Raw genomic sequence first — 19,465 nt, forward strand, 5'->3', positions numbered from 1 at the left:
TTCACCCGCCAGGCCATCAGCTCAAACTAATCTGAACAAAACCGGCTAAAACAACCGGAGGGGAGCTTGATAAATTTCTCTCGGAGGTGATACTGATGCAACGAAGTGGCGGAGAAGTTCTGGAAATGATGAAAGAACTAGCACCCATTTTGAAAGATATAACCGGTCAGGACATGGGTATTTCTGTCATCAAGGATGATATCATTTTGACCTATGTTGCAGCCAAATCGTTGGACCTAAAAACAAAAGCCGGGGATACTCTCAAAGTCAATAACGGACCAGTGGCCCGCTGCCTAAAGTCGGGCGAACAAGTTGTTCAAGTGTTCAGGAAAGATGAATCCCCCTTCGGCGTACCTTTTATCAACTGTTCCACCCCAATCAAGGATGGAGGTAAAGTCGTGGGTTGCATAGTTATGACCCAGCCCATTACTAATTTAGAGAAGATTAACACCTTTGCTGGTGAGCTGGCCGGCTCCGCTCAACAGTTCAGCGCTGGCATGATGGAGTTATATACAAAGGCTATGGAGATTTCAGACAACAGCAAGAGATTAGAGCAATTACAAATAAATTTGAGTGAAGCTGTCTCTCAAACTGATCAAATCGTGGATTTCATTAAAAGCGTGGCGAGACAGACGAATTTATTGGGATTAAATGCATCCATAGAAGCAGCCAGGCTGGGAGAATCCGGCAGAGGGTTCAGCGTTGTGGCGGAGGAGGTGAGAAAGCTGGCCGCCGTAAGTGCCGAATCAGTCAAGAAGATTACCCAGTCTTTGCAGGAAATCAACAAGTCTATCCAAGCATTGGGAGAGAGTACCAGCTCTTTTGAAGCATCTGTATCCCGGCAATCAGATACGATCCAGGAACTGACGGCATCCAGCCAGAACCTGGCCGCCATGGCCACCGATTTGTCTGCTGTTGCTGATGAGATGTTTTCTGTTAAGGGTTAACTGAAACCATCGTATTAAACTCTACAAGTCCGACCTTTTCTGGAGTTCAGTTCAAGACAATGAATTGGAGGATGGGCGAGGATACATAGCTTGTAATAACGTACGCCGCTTTCTTGATTACCTATGGTCATCCACGCTGTTTAGAAAAAGAAACACAAGACTTGCGCAAAGCTGTCTTGTGTTTCTTTTTCTAAACCGATCCCATCAAGTATTAACGTTGCATTCTTCTCGGGGCCTTACAGTAAATTAACTAATTAACCAAAACTCTCATCTCATTAATTCCTTCCATCAGGAAGAGCGATTAAATTTCTATAATCATTTAAGTACAAATCACCTATTCGCTCGTCTGATTCAACAGGAGCATGATTTTGAGTCCCAACTCCAGTTCCAATCGGTTTTTATTATTCTCCAAATTAAGTTCCGTGATATCTTTAATCCTTTCTAAACGATAGAGCAAGGTTTTGTAATGAATAAAAAGTTCTTTTGCAGCCTTACTCGCATTCCCATTACACTCCAAGAATACTTTTAAACTTTTAAGGAGTTCTCCTTGATTAGTCTGATCATGATCATAGAGTTTCTTTAGTGGTCTTGGCACAAATTCCTCTAAGGCATTACGTTCACCAAACTTACAAAGTATCCGAAGGACTCCCAGTTCTTGGAAGCTAGAAATCACATTATCGCCATGGAGCATTTCCCCAAAAAGAATTGCATCCTGCGCTTCTTTATAGCTTTGGGGAATATCCTGAATCTCTGCGGCTACATCTCCTATACCCATGCTGATCGAGATTTTTTTAAGTCTTTTCTTCATTAGATTCTGAACTTCTAGACCCGTCTTTTTAATATCTTGCAACAACTGCTCTATATTCTCAATCACCGGCCATAAGACAATGATGGAGTCGCCCTTATGTCCCAGGATAAAGTCTCTGGTCTGGAACTTCATAAGGCTCGTAATCATGGTCTGAATCTCTGATTTAATCCCTTGCAAGGCCAATTTATCTGGTTGTACCTTCTTCTCCGCCAAGTAGGCATCAATATGCTTGATATTAAAAAGCACGACCACAAAAGGACGATTAATATCCCATTCTAGCAGACTTGCTCGCTCTAAAAGAGTATTAACTTCCACTTCACCACTGATTAGATGTTCAATAATATCATTACGGAACTTTTGTTCCACTTCTTTAACCGCAAACCGCTTCACTCTATCTAACGTTACAACCGTGGCAGCGTGCTCCAAACAAATGAAATCCATATCCTGCAAAGGCCTATTAATTTCAGCGACGGTCAAATAAGCTTTGATTTGATTGAGCGCCTGGATGGGTACAACAACCTGGGGAATCGGTTCTTCTCCACAGGAAGGGAAGACGACCATGTGGCGATAAAAGCTGAATTTATCACTTAACAATTCGCGATCATAAAGCTCCGTCACTTCACTAAACTGATTAATTTTTTCATCTGTCGTATGGAGGCATTTTCGACTTTTGTCAAAGACAGCAACGGGATTCCCAATCAACTCAGCCAGAGTAGTCGTTATACTTTCCAGCCCTTCACAATGAAGGGCCAAAGCGGTAAAGCGTTCTTGCACTTCCTTATAATATTTAAGTTCAACAACCTGTTTATTAAAAAGCATCTCCATCACAGGATACATAATGTCGACAAAGCGGACATTGCCTTCTAGTTCAATGATGGGCAATCCTACTTCATTGGCAGTCTCAATAATTTCCTGCGGAATATCATCCACAAATCGTCTTACCTTAACAGCGAGGGCGCAGACTCCTTTGGCGGAAAGCTTTTGAATGAACTCCGGATAGTTGACCTCTCCACCTGACGTTGAATATAAACTAGTCAGGAGTAATTCCCCTCCCGATAACCAATTTACAATATCCGGGGCCTCCATAATGGTAACACCTTTGACAACATTGTCTAGGTTTTGATAACCCGCAACGACTTGCGAGGCTTTAAGCGGTCCTAATTGCATCAATTCTTTAACCGTTATCTCCAATATTACCACCCCCAAGGCCGTATCTTATCCAATTAATTCTTATAATTCAATATCTCGATTACAGTCTTTGGTGTAGATATAAGTAAATCGCGTGCGCCCAACTCCATAGCAGGCTTGGGGGACATAAGGACCAAACCAGATAAAGTCTTCTGTCTTCACAGGAATCCAACGATCGTCAATGAGATAGACCCCTTCACCTTCCAAAAGATAGAGTCCATGCTCTTGGACATGGGTCTCAATAAACGGATGACAGCCTCCCGGATAGAAACTTAACGTATGAAAGTTTACATCAAAACCCAAATCAGTGGGGAGGACATTCTTAATCTTGACATTTTCCATGTCGTCATAATCTTCCTCTGGAATTTCATTCAGATTTCCAACCACAATTCTTGCTTCATATCCAGTTAAGGGACGATAACGTTGTTTATATAGAAGCAACCTGCATGATTCTTGAGCTTTATTTTTAAAACCTAGACCCAAGGACGCTGGGGCAAACACAAACCCTCCAGCCGTCAGTGTATAGGCTTTATTTTCTACAGTAACCGTGACTTCTCCTGCCATCACATAAACAAACGTTTCTATGCCCTCTTCTTGGAAAGGCTTATTTGTCCCACCATTGGGGAGAATTTCTACCGTATACATAGCAAAACGAGGACCGAGTTCAGGTGAAGCAATAATGCTCGTACGGCAATCTTGCAGATTGGGAATGACATTATTCACCCTACCTTCTGGAGGAATCAAGGCATACCTGCCGTGTTGGATAAGAGCGCGCGTGGAAAGTAAATCATTTGGATAACCCATGATTAAAAACCCCTTTCAAAATAAGCACAAGATTATAAATAGCTAGATCTTTCTCTTTAATATTAACATTCGGCAATTTCCCTCCTGTTCCTCTACCTAATATTGATAAATACTCCATCTACAATTTATCCACAATGGCTAAAGGATTATTCAGGCTGAACAAGAACATGATAACTAGCAATCTAACCCGTTAAGAAAGGAAAAAAACATGACTTTAATACTTAAAGTAGAACTCCTCACGTCTGAATCTTTCCGACCTTTTGGTTGTGTTATCTCCAAAGACCCGGGAACCCCACTGATTAAACAGACACCTCCCAAATTCACGTCACGTATGCCCTTTGAAGTTGACGACGGAAAAGCAGAGTTTGTTTATGCTCTTCTCGAACGAAAGGAATTTAAGTTTTCCTTATTAGAACGACATCTTAGAGTAACACAGGGTTTCTTCCCCATGTCCAATGGCCCTGCCATTATCACCGTCGCCCCAGCCACAGATCCGCTAGATCCCGAAAGCCTTCCTAATCCAGATACCGTACGGGCTTTTCTCCTGGAAAGTGATAAAGCTTTTGTCCTCCATCGTGGTGTTTGGCATGGCACAATTCTTCCATTGGAACCTCATTTTGCTTACATTCTAGCTACAAGGGATAAAACCACAGATGAATCTTCCTCTCCGCTTTATGATGGAGATGTACAAATACGGGACCTCGGAGTGACCTTTGAGCTAATCCTTTAATAACCCAAGTAACTTCACAAGCCCCACCTTAAACCAAAAAGCCCCACAGATTTTCTAACGATTATCTGTGGGGCTTTTTGGACCAAGCATCTCTGCCTGAATAGATTTTTCGCTTGTTTCTCACATAAGTATTCAGACACTTTTCAGCTTATCTGAAGGTTATTTTTCATTATTAGCCAGGCTAAGTAAGGAATGATAAAGGACATTAACTCCATCAGCGCAGTCCTCTGCAGAACTCCATTCCGCAGGATTATGACTGATCCCATCTTTTGAGCGGACAAAAATCATCCCTATCGGGCAGAGTCTGGCAATCTGCATTGAGTCGTGTCCTGCCCCACTCGGTAGTGAATAGATTTCTTTTCCCACTTTTCTGCAGGCCTGTTTAATTGCCTCTTGGATAGGTTCAGAGCAAGGCACTGGGGGTACTCTTTGTAAAACTTCAATCACATTTTCTATTCCACGCCTTTGGCAAACTTCAGCGACTCGTTGCAGTAGAGTCTGTTCTAACCTTTCTCCAACAGCTTGGTTAAGATCACGCAAATCCACTGTAAATTCCACACTCCCCGGGATAATGTTAATTCCTCCAGGTTGCACTTGAATTCTTCCCACAGTTCCCACCGCTGTTCCTGTTTTAAGGGTCTCCTCTTCCACCGCCTGTATAATTTCTGCGGCTGCCACTAAAGGATCATGTCTAATACCCATCGGGGTTGCTCCAGCATGACCTGCCTCGCCTTTAAGGGTTATCTTAAGCCACAAAGAGCTATTAATTCCAGTAACTACCCCGACCGAAAGATTCTTACTCTCTAACACTTTCCCTTGCTCTACGTGCAATTCAAGATGGGCTTTCACCGAGCCCAAAGGTCTGGCTGCCTGTTGAAAATGATCCGGGACAAATCCATTCATCTTGAGCGCTTCCGCAAAGCTCATTCCATCGCGGTCGAGGCACTGTAAGTCCTCCCTTTTGAGAATCCCGGCGATCGCTCTACTTCCCAGCATACTAAAACTGAATCTACACCCCTCTTCATCCTTATAGGCAATCACTTCGATCGGCTGCTCTGTCTGTATTCCCTGTTCGTTCATGGTTTGCAAGGCTTCAATTCCCCCGAGCACACCGAGACTGCCGTCAAAAGCCCCACCTTCATGCACTGTATCAATATGGGAACCCGTTAATACTACGGACGCCTCAGTATTCAACCCCTCTTTTCGTCCAATCAAATTTCCGACTGCATCTACCCGAACGCTTAACCCCGCTTCGCGCATATAGGTGGCCACTAATGTAGTTGCAGATATGTCCTCCAGGGTAAATACCTGTCGTGTAATACCACCAGTCGCAAGCTTGCCTATTTCCCCCAGTTCCATTAGACGATTAAAAAGACGCTCTTTGTTAATCATGTTGCAATCACCTCAAATCTCCAGTAATTCTAATTCCTATCTTCATTATTCAGTATTTTTCGCTTTTTGTCTTTGGTAATCATGGATAGTTATGAGACTACTCAATTATCCCTACGTTTATTAATGATATCGACGTTTAATTATTTGAAAGCGATTATTTATTGTAACCTGTTCTGTATTGACCGTTAAGCATACGGCCATAATACCCTTTAGTCTTAATGGGATAAAAAGAATTCTAACTAATTAGTAAAGACTGATAATGAAAAATAGAAATATTTAGTATATTCTTAATGTAACCCAAGATAGTTAATTGCAAATTGACATTTTTGGAGGAATTATTTAATAACAAGTACAGCTTACACGGTTAGGGCCATATTTCACAACCGGGGTGCGAAAGTTGAGTACCCTCTTCATAACAATTTTATCATTAGAGATAGGGGGCAGGAATGTGTTTGATCTAGTAATTAAAAACGGTAAGGTTGTAACCCCAAACAGAGTTTTTGAGGCAAGTATTTGTGTGAACGATGGGAAAATTGCAGCGATCGTTGAAGTCGGAAGCCCAGTCGAAGCAGAAAAGGTCATCGATGCAAGAGGTAATTTTGTGTTTCCAGGGGCCATTGACAGCCATGCACACTTAAACGATCCTGGATACTGCTGGAGAGAGGACTATACACATGGTACTGCAGCTGCAGGGGTTGGGGGAATCACAACGATCATCGATATGCCTCTTCAAAATGAACCTGCATTGACTGATGCCAAGATCTTCGATGAAAAAGTTCAAGCAGTTTCTCCAAACGCTTATGTAGACTATTGTTTCTGGGGCGGCCTGGTAGACTACAATCTGGATAAATTGAAAGAATTGGATGAAAAGGGTTGTGTTGCTTTCAAATCCTTTATTGGACCTGTTTCTCCCGATTATGTGTCACTAACAATAGGACAAGCTAAAGAAGCTTTGGAGATTTTAAAGGATTGCGATGCCCGCGCTGGTTTCCATTGCGAAGATTACTCTATAATCAAATGGGAAGAAGCAAGAGCTAAACGAAAAGACAAAAACGATTGGCAGGATTTCCTTAATTCTAGACCTGTAATTGCAGAATTAATTGCTACCCAAAACATAATCGACCTGGCAAGAGAGCTTGATGCTAAAGTTCATATATGTCATGTAAGCCACCCAAGTGTTGCCAAAATTATCAGATCTGCTCAGCTAGAAGGTGTCGATGTAACAGCTGAAACTTGTAGTCACTACCTCACCTTTACTGATAAGGATGTATTGAAAAATGGCAGTCTGTTCAAATGTGCACCTCCACTAAGAGACGCTGCTGCAGTTGAGGAAATGTGGGAGTATGTAAACAATGGAACCTTATGCTGTGTTGGTTCTGACCATTCACCTTGCGAATTGAGTGAAAAGAGTGAAGAAAAGCATGGTATCTTTGGAGCCTGGGGTGGTATCAGTGGAATCCAAAACATTATGCAGGTTCTCTTTAGTGAAGGGGTCTCTAAGAGAGGCTATAGTCCTACGTTGCTAGCCAGATCCTTAAGCGAAGGTCCAGCTAGGACTTTCGAAATCTATGGTAAAAAAGGCGCAATAGAGGTTGGATTTGATGCGGACCTTGTAATCCTAGATCCAGAACGCGTTTGGGAAATCACACCGGATTCCTTATATTATATGAATAATATTTCAGCCTTTGTAGGTTTAAAGGGTGTAGGTCTGCCTATATGCACCTTAGTAAGAGGTCAGGTTGTAGCGGAAGATGGTAAATTAGTGGGTCAAAAAGGATTTGGCGAACTGGTGAAGCCATTTGGCAAGCATATCAGTCCAAATGCTAAGACTAATAAATGAGGGGGATTAAGAAATGAGCAATCGTTATGACTTAATCATTCGAAACGGAATTCTTGTTTGTCCTGATGGCCTTAAACAAGCGGATGTTGCTGTTTATGATGAAAAAATTGTAGCAATAGCCCAAGATTTATCTGGGGATGCCAAAGAAACCATCGACGCAACGGGAAAATACGTCTTCCCCGGCACAACAGACGGGCATGTGCATTTTAATGACCCGGGAAGAACAGAGTGGGAAACAATCACAACCGGAAGCAGTGCCCTAGCAGCAGGCGGCGGCGTTGCGTACTTTGATATGCCGCTCAATTGCAGCCCATGCACACTTGACGCTAAAAATTTTAATGCTAAGCTAGCTGTCGCACAGAAGGACTCTTTAGTTGATTATGGATTTTGGGGCGGCTTTACTCCCAAAAATTTAGATAAATTTGATGAGCTTGCCGAGTGTGGCGTAATAGGGTTTAAAGCATTTTCGTGTAATAGTGGTATTGACGAATTTGAAAGAGCGGACGATTACACAACCTTAGTGGGCATGGAAAAATTAGCAAAGCTTGGCTTGCCGCTGATGGTGCATTGTGAGAATGCTGAGATCACAAGAGATTTGACGGCGCTTGCACTTTCCAATAACAAAACAACTGTTCGGGACTATTTTGCAGCACGTCCGCCCATTACGGAAATAGAAAATGTCTCGCGTATGATTTCATTTGCAGAGGAGACAAGCTGCAAATTAATCATTGCCCATATCAGCACAGCGAAGGCCGTCGAGCTTGTTACACAGGCAAGAAACAGAGGGATTGACGTCTGCTGTGAAACAATAGGGCATTATCTAATTCTTACCGATGACGATGTAGAACGGATGGGAACAGTGGCCAAATGCTCACCTCCCATTCGCGATATTGCAAACCAAACAAAGATGTGGGCCAGACTATTAAACAGTGAGATAGCCTTCGTTTCCTCCGACCATTCGCCCTGCGACCCGAAGCTGAAAGACGGGGAATTTTTAAAGGTATGGGGCGGAATCTCAGCTTGCCAAACAACGCTTCCAGCCATGCTCACTCATGCTTACCATGATAGAAAAGTACCGCTGGGGGATATTGCAAAATTGACTTCCCAAAATGTCAATGAGATCTTTAGAATTCAAGGGAAAGGGAAAATTGCTGTTGGTTACGATGGAGACTTTGCACTAGTAGACTTAGATAAGGAATTTATATTGCAGCCAGAGGATCTTTTCTATAAACACAAGGTAAGTCCATATCTCGGTGACAGCTTCCGCGGGTCAGTGACCCAAACGATTCTTAGGGGAACAACCGTTTTTAAAGATGGAAAGATTGTATCCAAGCCGATTGGAAGACATCTAAGACCTAACTTGTAAACGAAATTTCCTCATAGACACTATAAACAATGAATAAGGGAGTTGGATGCACGATGTCTACAAATCCAGAAACTGTCGTCACAAAAACGACTCAGATCCTTCATGATACGGGTGTGGATGAATCACTAAATCCGAAAACCGAAGTGGCTAGAACGGTAGGTCCGATATCTTATATGTTTATGTGGATTGGAGACGGGGTTAATTTAGGCAATATGACGCTTGGCGCTAGTTTGGTTGCAGCGGGAATTGCGACACTAAACATCTTTCAGACATTTGCCGCAGCTATCTTAGCAATCGGTATCATCTCAGCTGTTTTTGCTTTAAATGACAGACTCGGATACAGAACGGGTATACCCTATGTTGTGCAGCTCAGAATGTCCTTCGGACTAAAAGGCTCCATCATATCTTCACTTTTGCGCGGTATCCCAGCCATTGTTTGGTACGGTTTTCAAAGTTGGATTGGTGGTACTGCCTTAAATGAAATTATTAAAGTCTTTACTAGTGGTGCCTTTGATAATGTGTTCGTTTGCTTTGTTGTGCTTCAATTGGTGCAAATTGGTCTTTCGCTGTACGGCTTCCATGCCATCAAATGGGTGGAATCGCTTACCTCGATTGTTATTATGCTAGCGCTTCTCTATGTATTTGGTGTTCTTCTAACCTCCCACAGCGCTGTTATTGCAGACAAATGGGTTCATGCAAGAGGCACATGGGGCTTGCCGTTCTTTGCCTTCATAATGATGTTTATGGGAAATTATGCGGCTATCTTTTTAAGCGCAGCGGATTACTCGAGAGAGCTGAAATCCGGCATTAGCGACGCTAAACGAGGGTTTTTGTACTTTATCCCTATTGTAATAGCCTACGGCTTTGTGCTTTGCATCGGCGCCATGCTTGCTTCCGCAACCGGCATTACTAATCCTGTCAAAGCGATGGCCATAGTGGTCGACAATTCATATATTACAGTCTTTGTCTCCGCATTTATTGTTTTGGGTGCGATTGCAGTAAACATGGTTGCCAATATTATTCCACCGACCTATGTTATTACATTGCTGACAAAAATTAAATATAAACCTGCTGTTACCATAACCGGACTGCTTGCATTATGCTCATTCCCTTGGGTGCTAGTACAGGATTCTTCGGCAAAGGGTCTTGGTATGTTCATTCTTATCTATTCCGCATTTTTAGGCCCGATTGTTTCAATCTTATTAATCGAATATTATATATTAAGAAAGCAAAAAGTAAATATAGCAGATTTGTATAAGGAAGATGGTCCATTTGCCGGATATAATCCAGCTGCGCTGCTTGCCTTGCTCATCGGTGCCGGTGCTGCCTTTACAAAAGTGGAGCTGGCATGGATTATCGGCGTTGTTGTGGGGGGGATTGCCTATCTTCTTCTGACAAAGTATGCTTTTAAAGACTCAAAATTCAAAAAGGGCACGATATTTGAGTAATAATTGCCTACATCACTAAAGGGATTGTAACAAACTGGAAAGTTTAGTTACAGTCCCTTTTCTCACATCTGCGAGGTGCACTCATCTAAACCACGCCAGAGCATCTGAAGCTCTTATTTCGCTGTCCTCCTTTATCACAGGATAGAAAAAAGCTCCCCTACACTTTAAAGTGTACCCCTTGTCAAGGACAACTTGAAAAAGAGTTTAGACTTCGCAAGGGTTTACGGGTAGTGTCTTAATAACTGTGTGCATGGAAAAACAGCCTTTGCGTCAAAACCGTGCCCTTGGAGTTAAAATCAAATGGTGCAGCGCTGCACCATTTGGCCTCTCTTCCCCGCTCGGGAGTAACTCACTGATTCAGTCAGCCATTTGCGCCACTCCCCATTGGGTACCAGTTCTTTGGTTTCCGTCAAACGCCGTCCGATCTCAACGGCGTTGCTAAGCAGCATTTGCAGCTTTGTTCCTTGATAAAGTTAATCTCGGACGCGATTTGCTCAGGCGTCCTGTTGGAAACTTCCATCCTCATACCGGCTGCCCATCCATTTACGGAATGTCTTTTCAGATACCACTATAGGATATGCCGAGCCCCAGACAAGCGTGAGGGCTATAGCGCCAATCCACCCTTGTCTAATTTGCCCAAAGTCTGAGTTGGATATTAAGTCGGAAAATCGTAAGATTCTGGTTGCCTAAGAGGAAAAAAGGGAGTTGGTTAGCAAACCCTAAATAGAAATACCCTATAAGGTAGACGTTTTTTAAACTGTCTACTCTATAGGGTACACTTTATTTTCAGTCTAGGAAGCTTTTTCGAAAACAGGGTATTAGCCAAACAGTAAATTTGTATCGCAAATTCCAAAGCACTTGTCTGAGAATGCAACAAACAGAAGTCCTGTAGACCAACTCAAAGACGACACAAAACGGAAAACAGAATATGAATTACCTAACGAAGATATATGGCTATGCCCTCTCAGCAAGGAATCACCCTTAGTGCAGAAAAACAACCGCTTTTCCTCGAGTAATCCATCACGGTATTTTTTTTCATAGGCAATCCTCCTTACTGAATGATCATCTTATTGGTTCTATAACATCGCCAATCAGCATTATTGTTTCATATAGTGAAACCCTGTTTCACAGTTGTAGTAAAGATTATTTGATTCGATTGCCTTATCAATTTTAGTTTGAAATTCGTTCTTGCAATCTAGTTTGTTTTCTCGAACCTCATTTGCCAAATCATTAGCAGTTGATAAATGATTCAACTCTGTACATACTTGTTTCTTTTGCTTTTCAACACGACAAACAGTCATCTAGATCGCTCCTTTACATGCTAATTTATTTCTCTTAAGACGAGATTTCATTATCGTTTCATATAATGAAACCCAGTTTTAAACTTAAGTAGTATTGAGGATATCGTACCATATTTCACTCAATCTATCAATATCTTTTTCTATGTATACAAAGGAACATCTATGTGGAACAAAATGGCACAATGTATCCATTATCTTCACCGTCACAAAGGCAAAAGGCGAAGCAAATGTTGCCTCGCCTTTTACTTGTACCAGCCAGTGCGTATAAAGTTGAACCTTGAGACTTGTCAAAAATTCAATAGCCTTCGAAGAAATTCGGATAATCACTTATCCGAATCTACCCTTGGATAAGAACCGAGAAACTTATAAAAAGTTGTTTTCCGTTTTACCATGGTTAAAGCATCTCGAACATCCGGATCAGTCATATGCCCTTCAATATCTATAAAGAATATATATCTACCAAGTTTTCCACGAGAAGGTCTGGATTCGATCTTACTCATGTTAATATCCCACAAGCTAAATATATCCAGGATGCATGCTAAACTCCCAGGCTTATGTTCCGTCGAAAATACAATTGAAGTCTTATTCTGATCGGAAGTATTATGGGCAGGATTTTTCCCTACAACCACGAACCTAGTAAAGTTATTCCTGTTATCCTGAATATCGCGAAGTGCCACTTCAAGTCCGAAAATTTCTGCTGCTTGTTCAGCACCTATAGCCCCCGCAGTAATTCCATTTTTTTTAGCCTGATTTGCACCTTCTGAGTTACTGTTTGTTAAATACAATTTCGCCTGCGGCAGTTGTTTTTCCAAGAAAAGACGGCACTGACCGGCTGATTGGGGATGAGTGAAAACCTCAGTAATGTCCTGCCACCTTGCCCCAGGATTAATCATTAAAGTCTGTGATATAGGAAGAGTTAGTTCATTAATAATATGTAAGTCCACCTCCCAAGCCAATATATCCAAGACTACATTTACTGACCCTTCCAAAGAGTTCTCATAAGGGATAACGGCCAAATCCAGTTCGCCATGTTGAACAGCTAAAAGAGTTTCTCGAATACTAGACATTCCGACTAATTCAGAAGGCTTATCTGTGATATAAATTAACGCAGCTCGTTGGGAAAAGGTACCTTCCGGACCAAGAAAGCCAATTCTTTGCATATAAAATTCCCCCGTCTTTATTAATGAATATAAGTCATACCTTGGGAGATAATGCCTCAGCGCTAACACTTTTTCACTCCCAAAAACCCTTTGCAATCGCATCATAAGTTGACCACGCAATACAGAAAGAAAAAAATCAGAGATTGTTCCACTATAAAGTAAAGACATAATCAGTTAACATTTTATAGGAATCAACGTTATAGTTAATATTTTAATATATATTATTTCAATTGGATTAGATTAGCAAAGAAAATCGAAAAATAAGCCATCTGAATAAAATCAGATAGCTTATTAATAAAATCCAATTAGGTTCTGTCGATCATACTAACATATTTCCGTCTAGGTGCAACACTTTTGTAAGCCGGCCTAATGATTTTCCCTGCATTGACAATTTCTTCAATGCGATGAGCACTCCAACCAGCGATTCTGGCAATAGCAAAAATTGGAGTGAACATTTCATCTGGGATGTTCAGCATTCTGTAAACAAAACCAGAATAGAAATCGACATTAGCACTGACAGCCTTATACATTTTATTAGATTTAGCTATTACCTTAGGTGCTAGTCTCTCAACAGCTGAGTAGAGTTGAAATTCAGCTTCCAGCCCCTTTTCTTGAGCAAGTTGGGCAACATATTCTTTTAGAATTACTGCCCTAGGATCAGAGATTGAATACACTGCGTGGCCAATCCCATAAATCAAACCTGACCGATCAAAGGCATCTTTGCTAAGGATCTGGGTAAGGTAGTTCTCAATTTCTTCATCATCATCCCAGTTCATTAATTTGTCTTTCATATCCTCAAACATCTGAACAACTTTAATGTTCGCCCCTCCATGCCGTGGGCCTTTTAGCGCACCAATGGCCGCAGCCATAGCAGAGTAGGTATCTGTACCGGTAGAAGTGACGACGTGGGTCACAAAAGACGAATTGTTACCTCCCCCATGTTCGGCATGAAGTACTAAGGCTAGATCAAGCAGCGTTGCCTCAAGCTTTGTATATTTACTATCCGGTCTCAACATAGAGAGAACATTCTCCGCAATACTTAAGTCCGCTCGTGGACTGTGAATATACAGGCTTTGATTCCCATGGTAATGGGAAAATGCTTGGAAACCATAAACCGCTAAAGATGGGAAACAAGCAATAAGTCGCATGCACTGTTTTAAAACATTCTCCAGAGACGTATCATCGGGATTGTCATCAAAAGAGTATAGCGCCAGTACACTTCTAGCCAGGGTATTCATTATATCTTTGCTGGGTGCCTTTAAAATCATGTCACGAGCGAAATCCTCGGGTAGCCTTTGATAATTGCCAAGAAGTTGCTGAAAGTCCTTTTGCACATCAGGATCCGGTAGACGTCCAAAGAGCAGCAAATAAACTACCTCTTCAAACCCATAGCGATCATCGGCTGTAAAGCCTTTCACAAGGTCTGCAATATCGTAGCCGCGATAAATTAAGCGACCCGGAACAGGAACAATTTCTCCTTCATCGAGAATATAGGAATGGACCTCTCCAATCTCTGTCAAACCAACGAGTACGCCTCTCCCGTCTAAATCTCGGAGTCCGCGTTTAACTGCGTATTTGCTATACAATTCAGGTTTAATTAAGCTGTTCTGAGTCATCCTTGTTAATTCGCTAAGAATTCTTTCTTCAGAATTGTAATCATTCATTATAAGATCCCCCTTTAAAAATAAAAAGCCCCAGACAAAAACATCTAGGTTCAGCTAACGAAAAAAGCAAAGGAATAGCAAAGCTAGCTACAGTGCTCGATTCCTCCCTTTCCACGCTTACGAAGTTAGCTGACGGATTCGGGTTGAAAAGTTAACCCTACCCTCACCTGCAACTCTTGCCTGTGAAGGATTCACCCCAGAAATGGTTCCCCCGCTTCTAAATAGAATTAAGCGATAATGCGAGATATTAAGTTGGGATCGTCGTGTACAAACTTTAGGGTAGCAATAAATTCATTTTAGTTTATCACTTAACAATAGTCAACTTATTTTGCCCTTACCAAAAAAACATACTTTAGTTAAAATTTATTAAAATCCATTTCTTTCTTTCTTCGATTGATTTAGATAACTTTTAATATTTGTACATTTCTTCGTCCGTATTCGGCTGTAACTCAATTCAGGCGCAGCTTCTTTCCATTCCGGTGATATCGATATTCATTAATGCTAGCGCTTAGCTTTCAGAAGTAAAGAGTTGGGTTGTAAGTTGAATAGTGCCCTTTTTATCGTCCTAGAGGTATTCGTTTAATTATTTTTGACAGATTGAGCAGAAAAACGCGTTCCGCCCCCCAATCTCGGACTTTTCGATAACGTTTTGACAAACTGGACATGGTTTACCAGTTCGATCATACACTTTGAAATATGGATTATATCCACCGGTGAAATCGTCCCAAGGAGCGAACGGTTCCTCCATATCTCCGCCAAGACGAATAGAATCCCGAAGAATCATCGTCAAGGAATTGTATAACCTTATCCTGTCAGCACTACTTAGCGTCGAAATCAAGCGGGTGGGCAGAATACCCGCTCCAAATAATGCTTCATTAGAATACGCATTACCTACTCCAGCGATATTTTTGGGATTCATTAGCCAAGGCTTGATCATTCCCCTTTTCCCTGTAAGTAGGCGATTAAATTCTTGGGCATCAAAGCTAGGATCTAAGGGCTCGCTACCCAATTCTCCTAATTTAGCCTCAAGCTCATCTTGGCTCAGGTAGCGCAAATAACCTAGCGTAAGACTACAAAAGAAGAGCACGAGATCGTTAGATAATCCAAAAATGACACTTGGTTTTCCCGGTAGTTGCTTTATTCGTTGCCGTAAATCTTCCGCCCCACTATTTACAACCTCAGACTTTAAATTCTTAATCGGCTGATCTTCTTTCGATTCATCTAATGGCAACAAAAATAACCTGCCATCCAACATCATGTGTGTCAAGAGAAAATAGCCGTCGTCAAGATGAAAAATAATGTACTTACTCCTTCGGGTAATGTCCTGAATCCTTTTACCGATGAGATTATGGCAAAAATCCACACTTTCCAGATTAACACTTTTAACCCGTAAGACATTAACCTCACTTATCCGTTTGTCCTTAACCCATTTGTTCAAATAGTCCTTGTATATCTCCATCTCAGGAATTTCAGGCATAATAACCTCCATCATTTATCACTTCTCTTAGCATCTATAATTCCACTTAAGCCAAAATAAATGTATGGTTCCTCAGCTTTACACCTCAGACGGACCTCCCCAAATCACCACGTCAAACCCAAAATTTCTTCAATAAATACCCTAGCAATATCTGGATCAAATTGTGTGCCAGCATTTTTCTTTATTTCTGCAACTGCATATTCTTCACTTAAGGCCTTACGGTAAGGTCGCTCACAGATCATCGCATCGTATGCATCCGCAAGAGATATTATCCTTGCCTTCCAGTGAATAGCTTCACCTTTTAATCCTTTAGGATAGCCATTACCATCCCATCTCTCGTGGTGAGCAAGGACATATTCTGCAATATTATAATACTCGTTAGAAGTGCCTAACAATCGATACCCGGTTTCTGGATGGTGTTGTATTTGGGCCCATTCAGCCTCAGATAATTTGCTTGGTTTGTTTAATATCACTTCATCAATGGCTATCTTTCCTATATCATGTAATTCTCCTGCAATCCTTAGCTCTTTTATTTCATCATCACTTAGGTTATAGGCTCTACCGATATCTTCACAAATGATACTTACTCTTTTGGAATGTGCATCTTCCCGAGGACTCTTAAGATGAAGCGTGTTTAGGATGGATTTGATTACCTCACTTCTCTTGCTAGCATTGTTAAAAATTTTCTTCTTGTACATGAGATCTTCTGCATTTTTTAAGACATCCGGGGCAAATTGCTCCTCTCTAGTTTTTGTATCCCATCCAAATGAAACTGATATATTAATGTCCATTATCTTTTTTTGTTCAATTTTTTCCTTTATCCGCTTAACCAACTCCTGTACAAAAACAGCTTCGGTTTTGGGGAGTAATATGACGAATTCGTCTCCGCCAGTCCTTGATATAATATCATCAGCGCGGCATTCCGTTTTAAATACATCTGAAACCTGCTGAATAAGCAGATCTCCAGCTTGATGACCAAAGGCATCATTTATGGTTTTTAGACCATTTACATCAGCAAACACAAAGGACAGCGGTAGATTTCTTCTAGTATCTAACCGTTTTAATTCTTCCTCAAAAAATCTTCTATTGTATAACCCCGTCAGCTGATCATGGTAGCTTAAATACTCAATTTGCCTTCGTTTTTCCTTCTTATCACTAAAATCCCTAAATACTAACACAGCTCCTATCACATTACCAAGTGTATCTTTGATGGGTGATGCAGTATCCTCGATAGGTCTTTCCGTGCCGTCTTTTGAAATTAAAATTGTATGATTGGCTAACTCAATAATTTCTTCGGTAGCAAACACTTTCTGTACAGGACTTTCTATCTTCTCTCGTGTGTATTCACTAATAATCTGGAATACAGTTTCAAATGAATTTCCATAACCTTCTTCCATGCTCCAACCAGTTAAATGTTGTGCAATTGGATTCATAAAGTCTACTATGCCCTTTCTATTAACAGCTATTACTCCATCACCTACAGAAACTAATGTTGCATATAATTTTTCTTCGTTTTCTCTTACTTTATATTGCTCAGTCTCAATTCTACTGAGCATATGATTTACAGAATTTCTTAAGAAGGAAAATTCGTTTTTCCCCTTAGTAATACTTAATTTTTGAATTTCATTTTTTGTTAAGTCTAAACCTTTTAGTTCATCAATTAATTTGATAAATGGTCGTGATATGTATCTTCTCAATAAGTAAAAGATTAATAATAAAATAAAGACCATAATGGTTGAATAAATCAACATAAAATTTCGGATCTGATCCATACCACTGCTATAAAAGTTTCTGGTCTTTGTTAATGTCATCAGTACTGAAGACCCTTCATAAGCAGTATCTGTGATTATGAATTCCGCTTGCAAAGTGTTTTTCGACTTAGTTAGCGTCACTAGATCCAATGAAACACTTTCACTATCCTCCAAAGAAGGTTCTTGAGCTACATCACCGCTGTCCTTATTTACAGTAGATAGAGAAATGTTGCTATCTGTTATTTCGTTTAATTCTTTAATCATATTCTCATCGATAAGTCTTCCTATAAGCATTCTACCCATTGAATCTTTAACTTTACTGGAATCGGTTATTTCAGATGTTGCAAGAAAATAGTATTGATCCCCCAATTTCATGATCTTTGATATATCTTCTTTAGGTTTAGAATTTCTGATAAATTCCACGAGATCTTCATTAAAGTTTTCAGGGTATTGGATAAACTCATTGCTAATATCATCATAGTATTGTCTATATGAAATTGAGTTATCCTCATCCACAAAATAAATGAAGTTTACTCCAAGATTTGAAAAAGTGTCCTCTATTAAATTGCTATTAATATACTCCTGTTTATTTATGTTATTTATAAAATTATAAGAATCATCCCAATGACTATAATCATTAACGGTCCCCTGATACTTCATCTTTTTTCCATCGAAAAAGGACTCTAGGCTTCTACTGCTTGAATCAAGTTGGACCTTCTCCTGATTTTCTAAGTAATTGGAAAAGAACCTAGATAATACATTATTACTAAAGAAAACAAATGCGAATGTTATAACTATGATGATAATAGTTATTTTATTTCTCACCTTCATATAATCAGCTTCTTTCCCTACAAGCAGTTAAAGTTAACTGTCACCTGCGACAATGATATTGTTTTTTCTTTATAATATCATATTTTTTTTGTTTTATATGTCGAGAAAGTGAGATTGTAGGAAATTTTTAGCCCCGCTACATAAGTTTTTCCAAAAGGGATTTGAGTTGTTTATGGATAGAATTTGCTTCATCAAGCGACATTCCTGTACTACAAAACATTTTTTCTGGAATTTTACGAGCTTCCTCTTTTAAAGCAATCCCTCGTTTAGTTAATTTTATATATACATTACGTTCATCCCCCGTACTGCGTATCCGTTCTACAAGCCCCTGCACTTCAAGTTTTTTGAGGAGGGGAGTCAACGTACCCGAATCCAGGTGTAGAGGTTCTCCCAACTCTTTAACAGTGATATTGTCTCTTTCCCAAAGGACAAGTAAAACAATATACTGCGTATAGGTTATGCCCAGAGGCGCAAGAAGAGGCTGATATTGCTTAATCATTTCCTTTGAGCAGGCATACAAGGCAAAGCAAATTTGATTGTCAATTTTTAAGTTATCGTAACTCATTTTAAAACCACCCGTTTCTTAATTCATACAAGTTCAATTTGTTACTCATTATAATAAATTGTACACAACATAATTGTATTGTATTGTAATTAGGGTTGTCAACACTAGTTTCTGAGTCATTAGAGTCGCTCTCCAGCTCGATTATAAACCTTACAAATGTTTGCTCTTTTTCCCTTTGACAAGAACATACGTT

At 40.5% G+C, this 19,465-nt stretch carries 14 protein-coding genes, 1 pseudogene and 1 riboswitch; of the genes and pseudogenes, 5 read left to right on the plus strand and 10 right to left on the minus strand.

The window, feature by feature from the left end; all coding sequences use genetic code 11:
- The first annotated feature begins 95 nt into the window (after positions 1 to 95).
- On the plus strand, positions 96 to 947 hold the full coding sequence (locus E4K67_RS31035) for a methyl-accepting chemotaxis protein (protein ID WP_135545610.1): 852 nt from the start codon (positions 96 to 98) through the stop codon (positions 945 to 947).
- Positions 948 to 1,281: 334 nt separating this feature from the next.
- On the opposite strand, the gene E4K67_RS06540 is transcribed toward E4K67_RS31035, so the two are convergent.
- Complete coding sequence (locus tag E4K67_RS06540) at positions 1,282 to 2,946, minus strand: PucR family transcriptional regulator (RefSeq protein WP_135545611.1); 1,665 nt, start codon at positions 2,944 to 2,946, stop codon at positions 1,282 to 1,284.
- Positions 2,947 to 2,985: 39 nt separating this feature from the next.
- Complete coding sequence (gene allE, locus E4K67_RS06545; protein ID WP_135545612.1) at positions 2,986 to 3,747, minus strand: (S)-ureidoglycine aminohydrolase; 762 nt, start codon at positions 3,745 to 3,747, stop codon at positions 2,986 to 2,988.
- Between the two features lie 208 nt (positions 3,748 to 3,955).
- Between allE and E4K67_RS06550 the strand changes: the two genes are divergently transcribed.
- Positions 3,956 to 4,477, plus strand: coding sequence for an ureidoglycolate lyase (locus E4K67_RS06550; protein WP_135545613.1), 522 nt, complete (start codon positions 3,956 to 3,958; stop codon positions 4,475 to 4,477).
- 159 nt (positions 4,478 to 4,636) lie between these two features.
- On the opposite strand, the gene E4K67_RS06555 is transcribed toward E4K67_RS06550, so the two are convergent.
- A complete protein-coding gene (locus E4K67_RS06555) occupies positions 4,637 to 5,869 on the minus strand; it encodes a Zn-dependent hydrolase (protein WP_135545614.1) in 1,233 nt (410 codons plus the stop codon).
- A 448-nt stretch (positions 5,870 to 6,317) separates the two neighbouring features.
- Here E4K67_RS06555 and allB (E4K67_RS06560) point away from each other — a divergent pair, with 448 nt between their 5' ends.
- From allB (E4K67_RS06560) to E4K67_RS06570, 3 genes are read left to right on the plus strand one after another with little or no spacing between them, the layout of a single operon-like run.
- Positions 6,318 to 7,709: an allantoinase AllB gene (gene allB, locus E4K67_RS06560; RefSeq protein WP_135545615.1), complete on the plus strand. Its 1,392-nt coding sequence runs from the start codon at positions 6,318 to 6,320 to the stop codon at positions 7,707 to 7,709.
- 13 nt (positions 7,710 to 7,722) lie between these two features.
- The gene (gene allB / locus E4K67_RS06565; RefSeq protein ID WP_135545616.1) at positions 7,723 to 9,075 is read left to right on the plus strand and encodes an allantoinase AllB; all 1,353 of its coding nucleotides are present in this window, start codon (positions 7,723 to 7,725) and stop codon (positions 9,073 to 9,075) included.
- Between the two features lie 53 nt (positions 9,076 to 9,128).
- Positions 9,129 to 10,523: an NCS1 family transporter gene (locus E4K67_RS06570; RefSeq protein WP_135545617.1), complete on the plus strand. Its 1,395-nt coding sequence runs from the start codon at positions 9,129 to 9,131 to the stop codon at positions 10,521 to 10,523.
- Between the two features lie 335 nt (positions 10,524 to 10,858).
- On the opposite strand, the pseudogene E4K67_RS06575 reads toward E4K67_RS06570, so the two are convergent.
- The 7 genes and pseudogenes from E4K67_RS06575 to E4K67_RS06605 form a co-directional block, all read right to left on the minus strand.
- A pseudogene (locus E4K67_RS06575) lies at positions 10,859 to 11,049 on the minus strand (DUF3102 domain-containing protein); the annotation flags it as partial.
- A 571-nt stretch (positions 11,050 to 11,620) separates the two neighbouring features.
- Complete coding sequence (locus E4K67_RS06580; RefSeq protein ID WP_135545618.1) at positions 11,621 to 11,824, minus strand: hypothetical protein; 204 nt, start codon at positions 11,822 to 11,824, stop codon at positions 11,621 to 11,623.
- A gap of 323 nt (positions 11,825 to 12,147) precedes the next feature.
- Complete coding sequence (gene pheA / locus E4K67_RS06585) at positions 12,148 to 12,984, minus strand: prephenate dehydratase (protein ID WP_135545619.1); 837 nt, start codon at positions 12,982 to 12,984, stop codon at positions 12,148 to 12,150.
- A gap of 305 nt (positions 12,985 to 13,289) precedes the next feature.
- Positions 13,290 to 14,648, minus strand: a complete 1,359-nt coding sequence (locus E4K67_RS06590; protein ID WP_135545620.1) for a citrate/2-methylcitrate synthase — start codon at positions 14,646 to 14,648, stop codon at positions 13,290 to 13,292.
- Positions 14,649 to 14,746: 98 nt separating this feature from the next.
- Positions 14,747 to 14,892, minus strand: a riboswitch (cyclic di-AMP (ydaO/yuaA leader).
- A 339-nt stretch (positions 14,893 to 15,231) separates the two neighbouring features.
- On the minus strand, positions 15,232 to 16,140 hold the full coding sequence (locus tag E4K67_RS06595; protein ID WP_243454348.1) for an Fpg/Nei family DNA glycosylase: 909 nt from the start codon (positions 16,138 to 16,140) through the stop codon (positions 15,232 to 15,234).
- Positions 16,141 to 16,229: 89 nt separating this feature from the next.
- Positions 16,230 to 18,707: an HD domain-containing phosphohydrolase gene (locus tag E4K67_RS06600; RefSeq protein WP_135545621.1), complete on the minus strand. Its 2,478-nt coding sequence runs from the start codon at positions 18,705 to 18,707 to the stop codon at positions 16,230 to 16,232.
- 136 nt (positions 18,708 to 18,843) lie between these two features.
- Positions 18,844 to 19,272, minus strand: a complete 429-nt coding sequence (locus E4K67_RS06605) for a MarR family winged helix-turn-helix transcriptional regulator (protein ID WP_135545622.1) — start codon at positions 19,270 to 19,272, stop codon at positions 18,844 to 18,846.
- Between the last annotated feature and the right edge of the window lie 193 nt (positions 19,273 to 19,465).

This window comes from Desulfosporosinus fructosivorans (genome assembly GCF_004766045.1).
Classification (GTDB): Bacteria; Bacillota; Desulfitobacteriia; order Desulfitobacteriales; family Desulfitobacteriaceae; genus Desulfosporosinus; species Desulfosporosinus fructosivorans.

Excerpts from the sequence above, each read along its gene's own strand:
- E4K67_RS06595 (WP_243454348.1), bottom strand. The coding sequence starts at position 16,140 with ATGATGGAGGTTATTATGCCTGAAATTCCTGAGATGGAGATATACAAG.
- E4K67_RS06570 (WP_135545617.1), top strand. The coding sequence starts at position 9,129 with ATGTCTACAAATCCAGAAACTGTCGTCACAAAAACGACTCAGATCCTT.
- pheA (WP_135545619.1), bottom strand. The coding sequence starts at position 12,984 with ATGCAAAGAATTGGCTTTCTTGGTCCGGAAGGTACCTTTTCCCAACGA.
- E4K67_RS06580 (WP_135545618.1), bottom strand. The coding sequence starts at position 11,824 with ATGACTGTTTGTCGTGTTGAAAAGCAAAAGAAACAAGTATGTACAGAG.
- E4K67_RS06550 (WP_135545613.1), top strand. The coding sequence starts at position 3,956 with ATGACTTTAATACTTAAAGTAGAACTCCTCACGTCTGAATCTTTCCGA.
- E4K67_RS06590 (WP_135545620.1), bottom strand. The coding sequence starts at position 14,648 with ATGAATGATTACAATTCTGAAGAAAGAATTCTTAGCGAATTAACAAGG.
- E4K67_RS31035 (WP_135545610.1), top strand. The coding sequence starts at position 96 with ATGCAACGAAGTGGCGGAGAAGTTCTGGAAATGATGAAAGAACTAGCA.
- E4K67_RS06605 (WP_135545622.1), bottom strand. The coding sequence starts at position 19,272 with ATGAGTTACGATAACTTAAAAATTGACAATCAAATTTGCTTTGCCTTG.
- E4K67_RS06600 (WP_135545621.1), bottom strand. The coding sequence starts at position 18,707 with ATGAAGGTGAGAAATAAAATAACTATTATCATCATAGTTATAACATTC.
- allE (WP_135545612.1), bottom strand. The coding sequence starts at position 3,747 with ATGGGTTATCCAAATGATTTACTTTCCACGCGCGCTCTTATCCAACAC.
- E4K67_RS06555 (WP_135545614.1), bottom strand. The coding sequence starts at position 5,869 with ATGATTAACAAAGAGCGTCTTTTTAATCGTCTAATGGAACTGGGGGAA.
- allB (WP_135545616.1), top strand. The coding sequence starts at position 7,723 with ATGAGCAATCGTTATGACTTAATCATTCGAAACGGAATTCTTGTTTGT.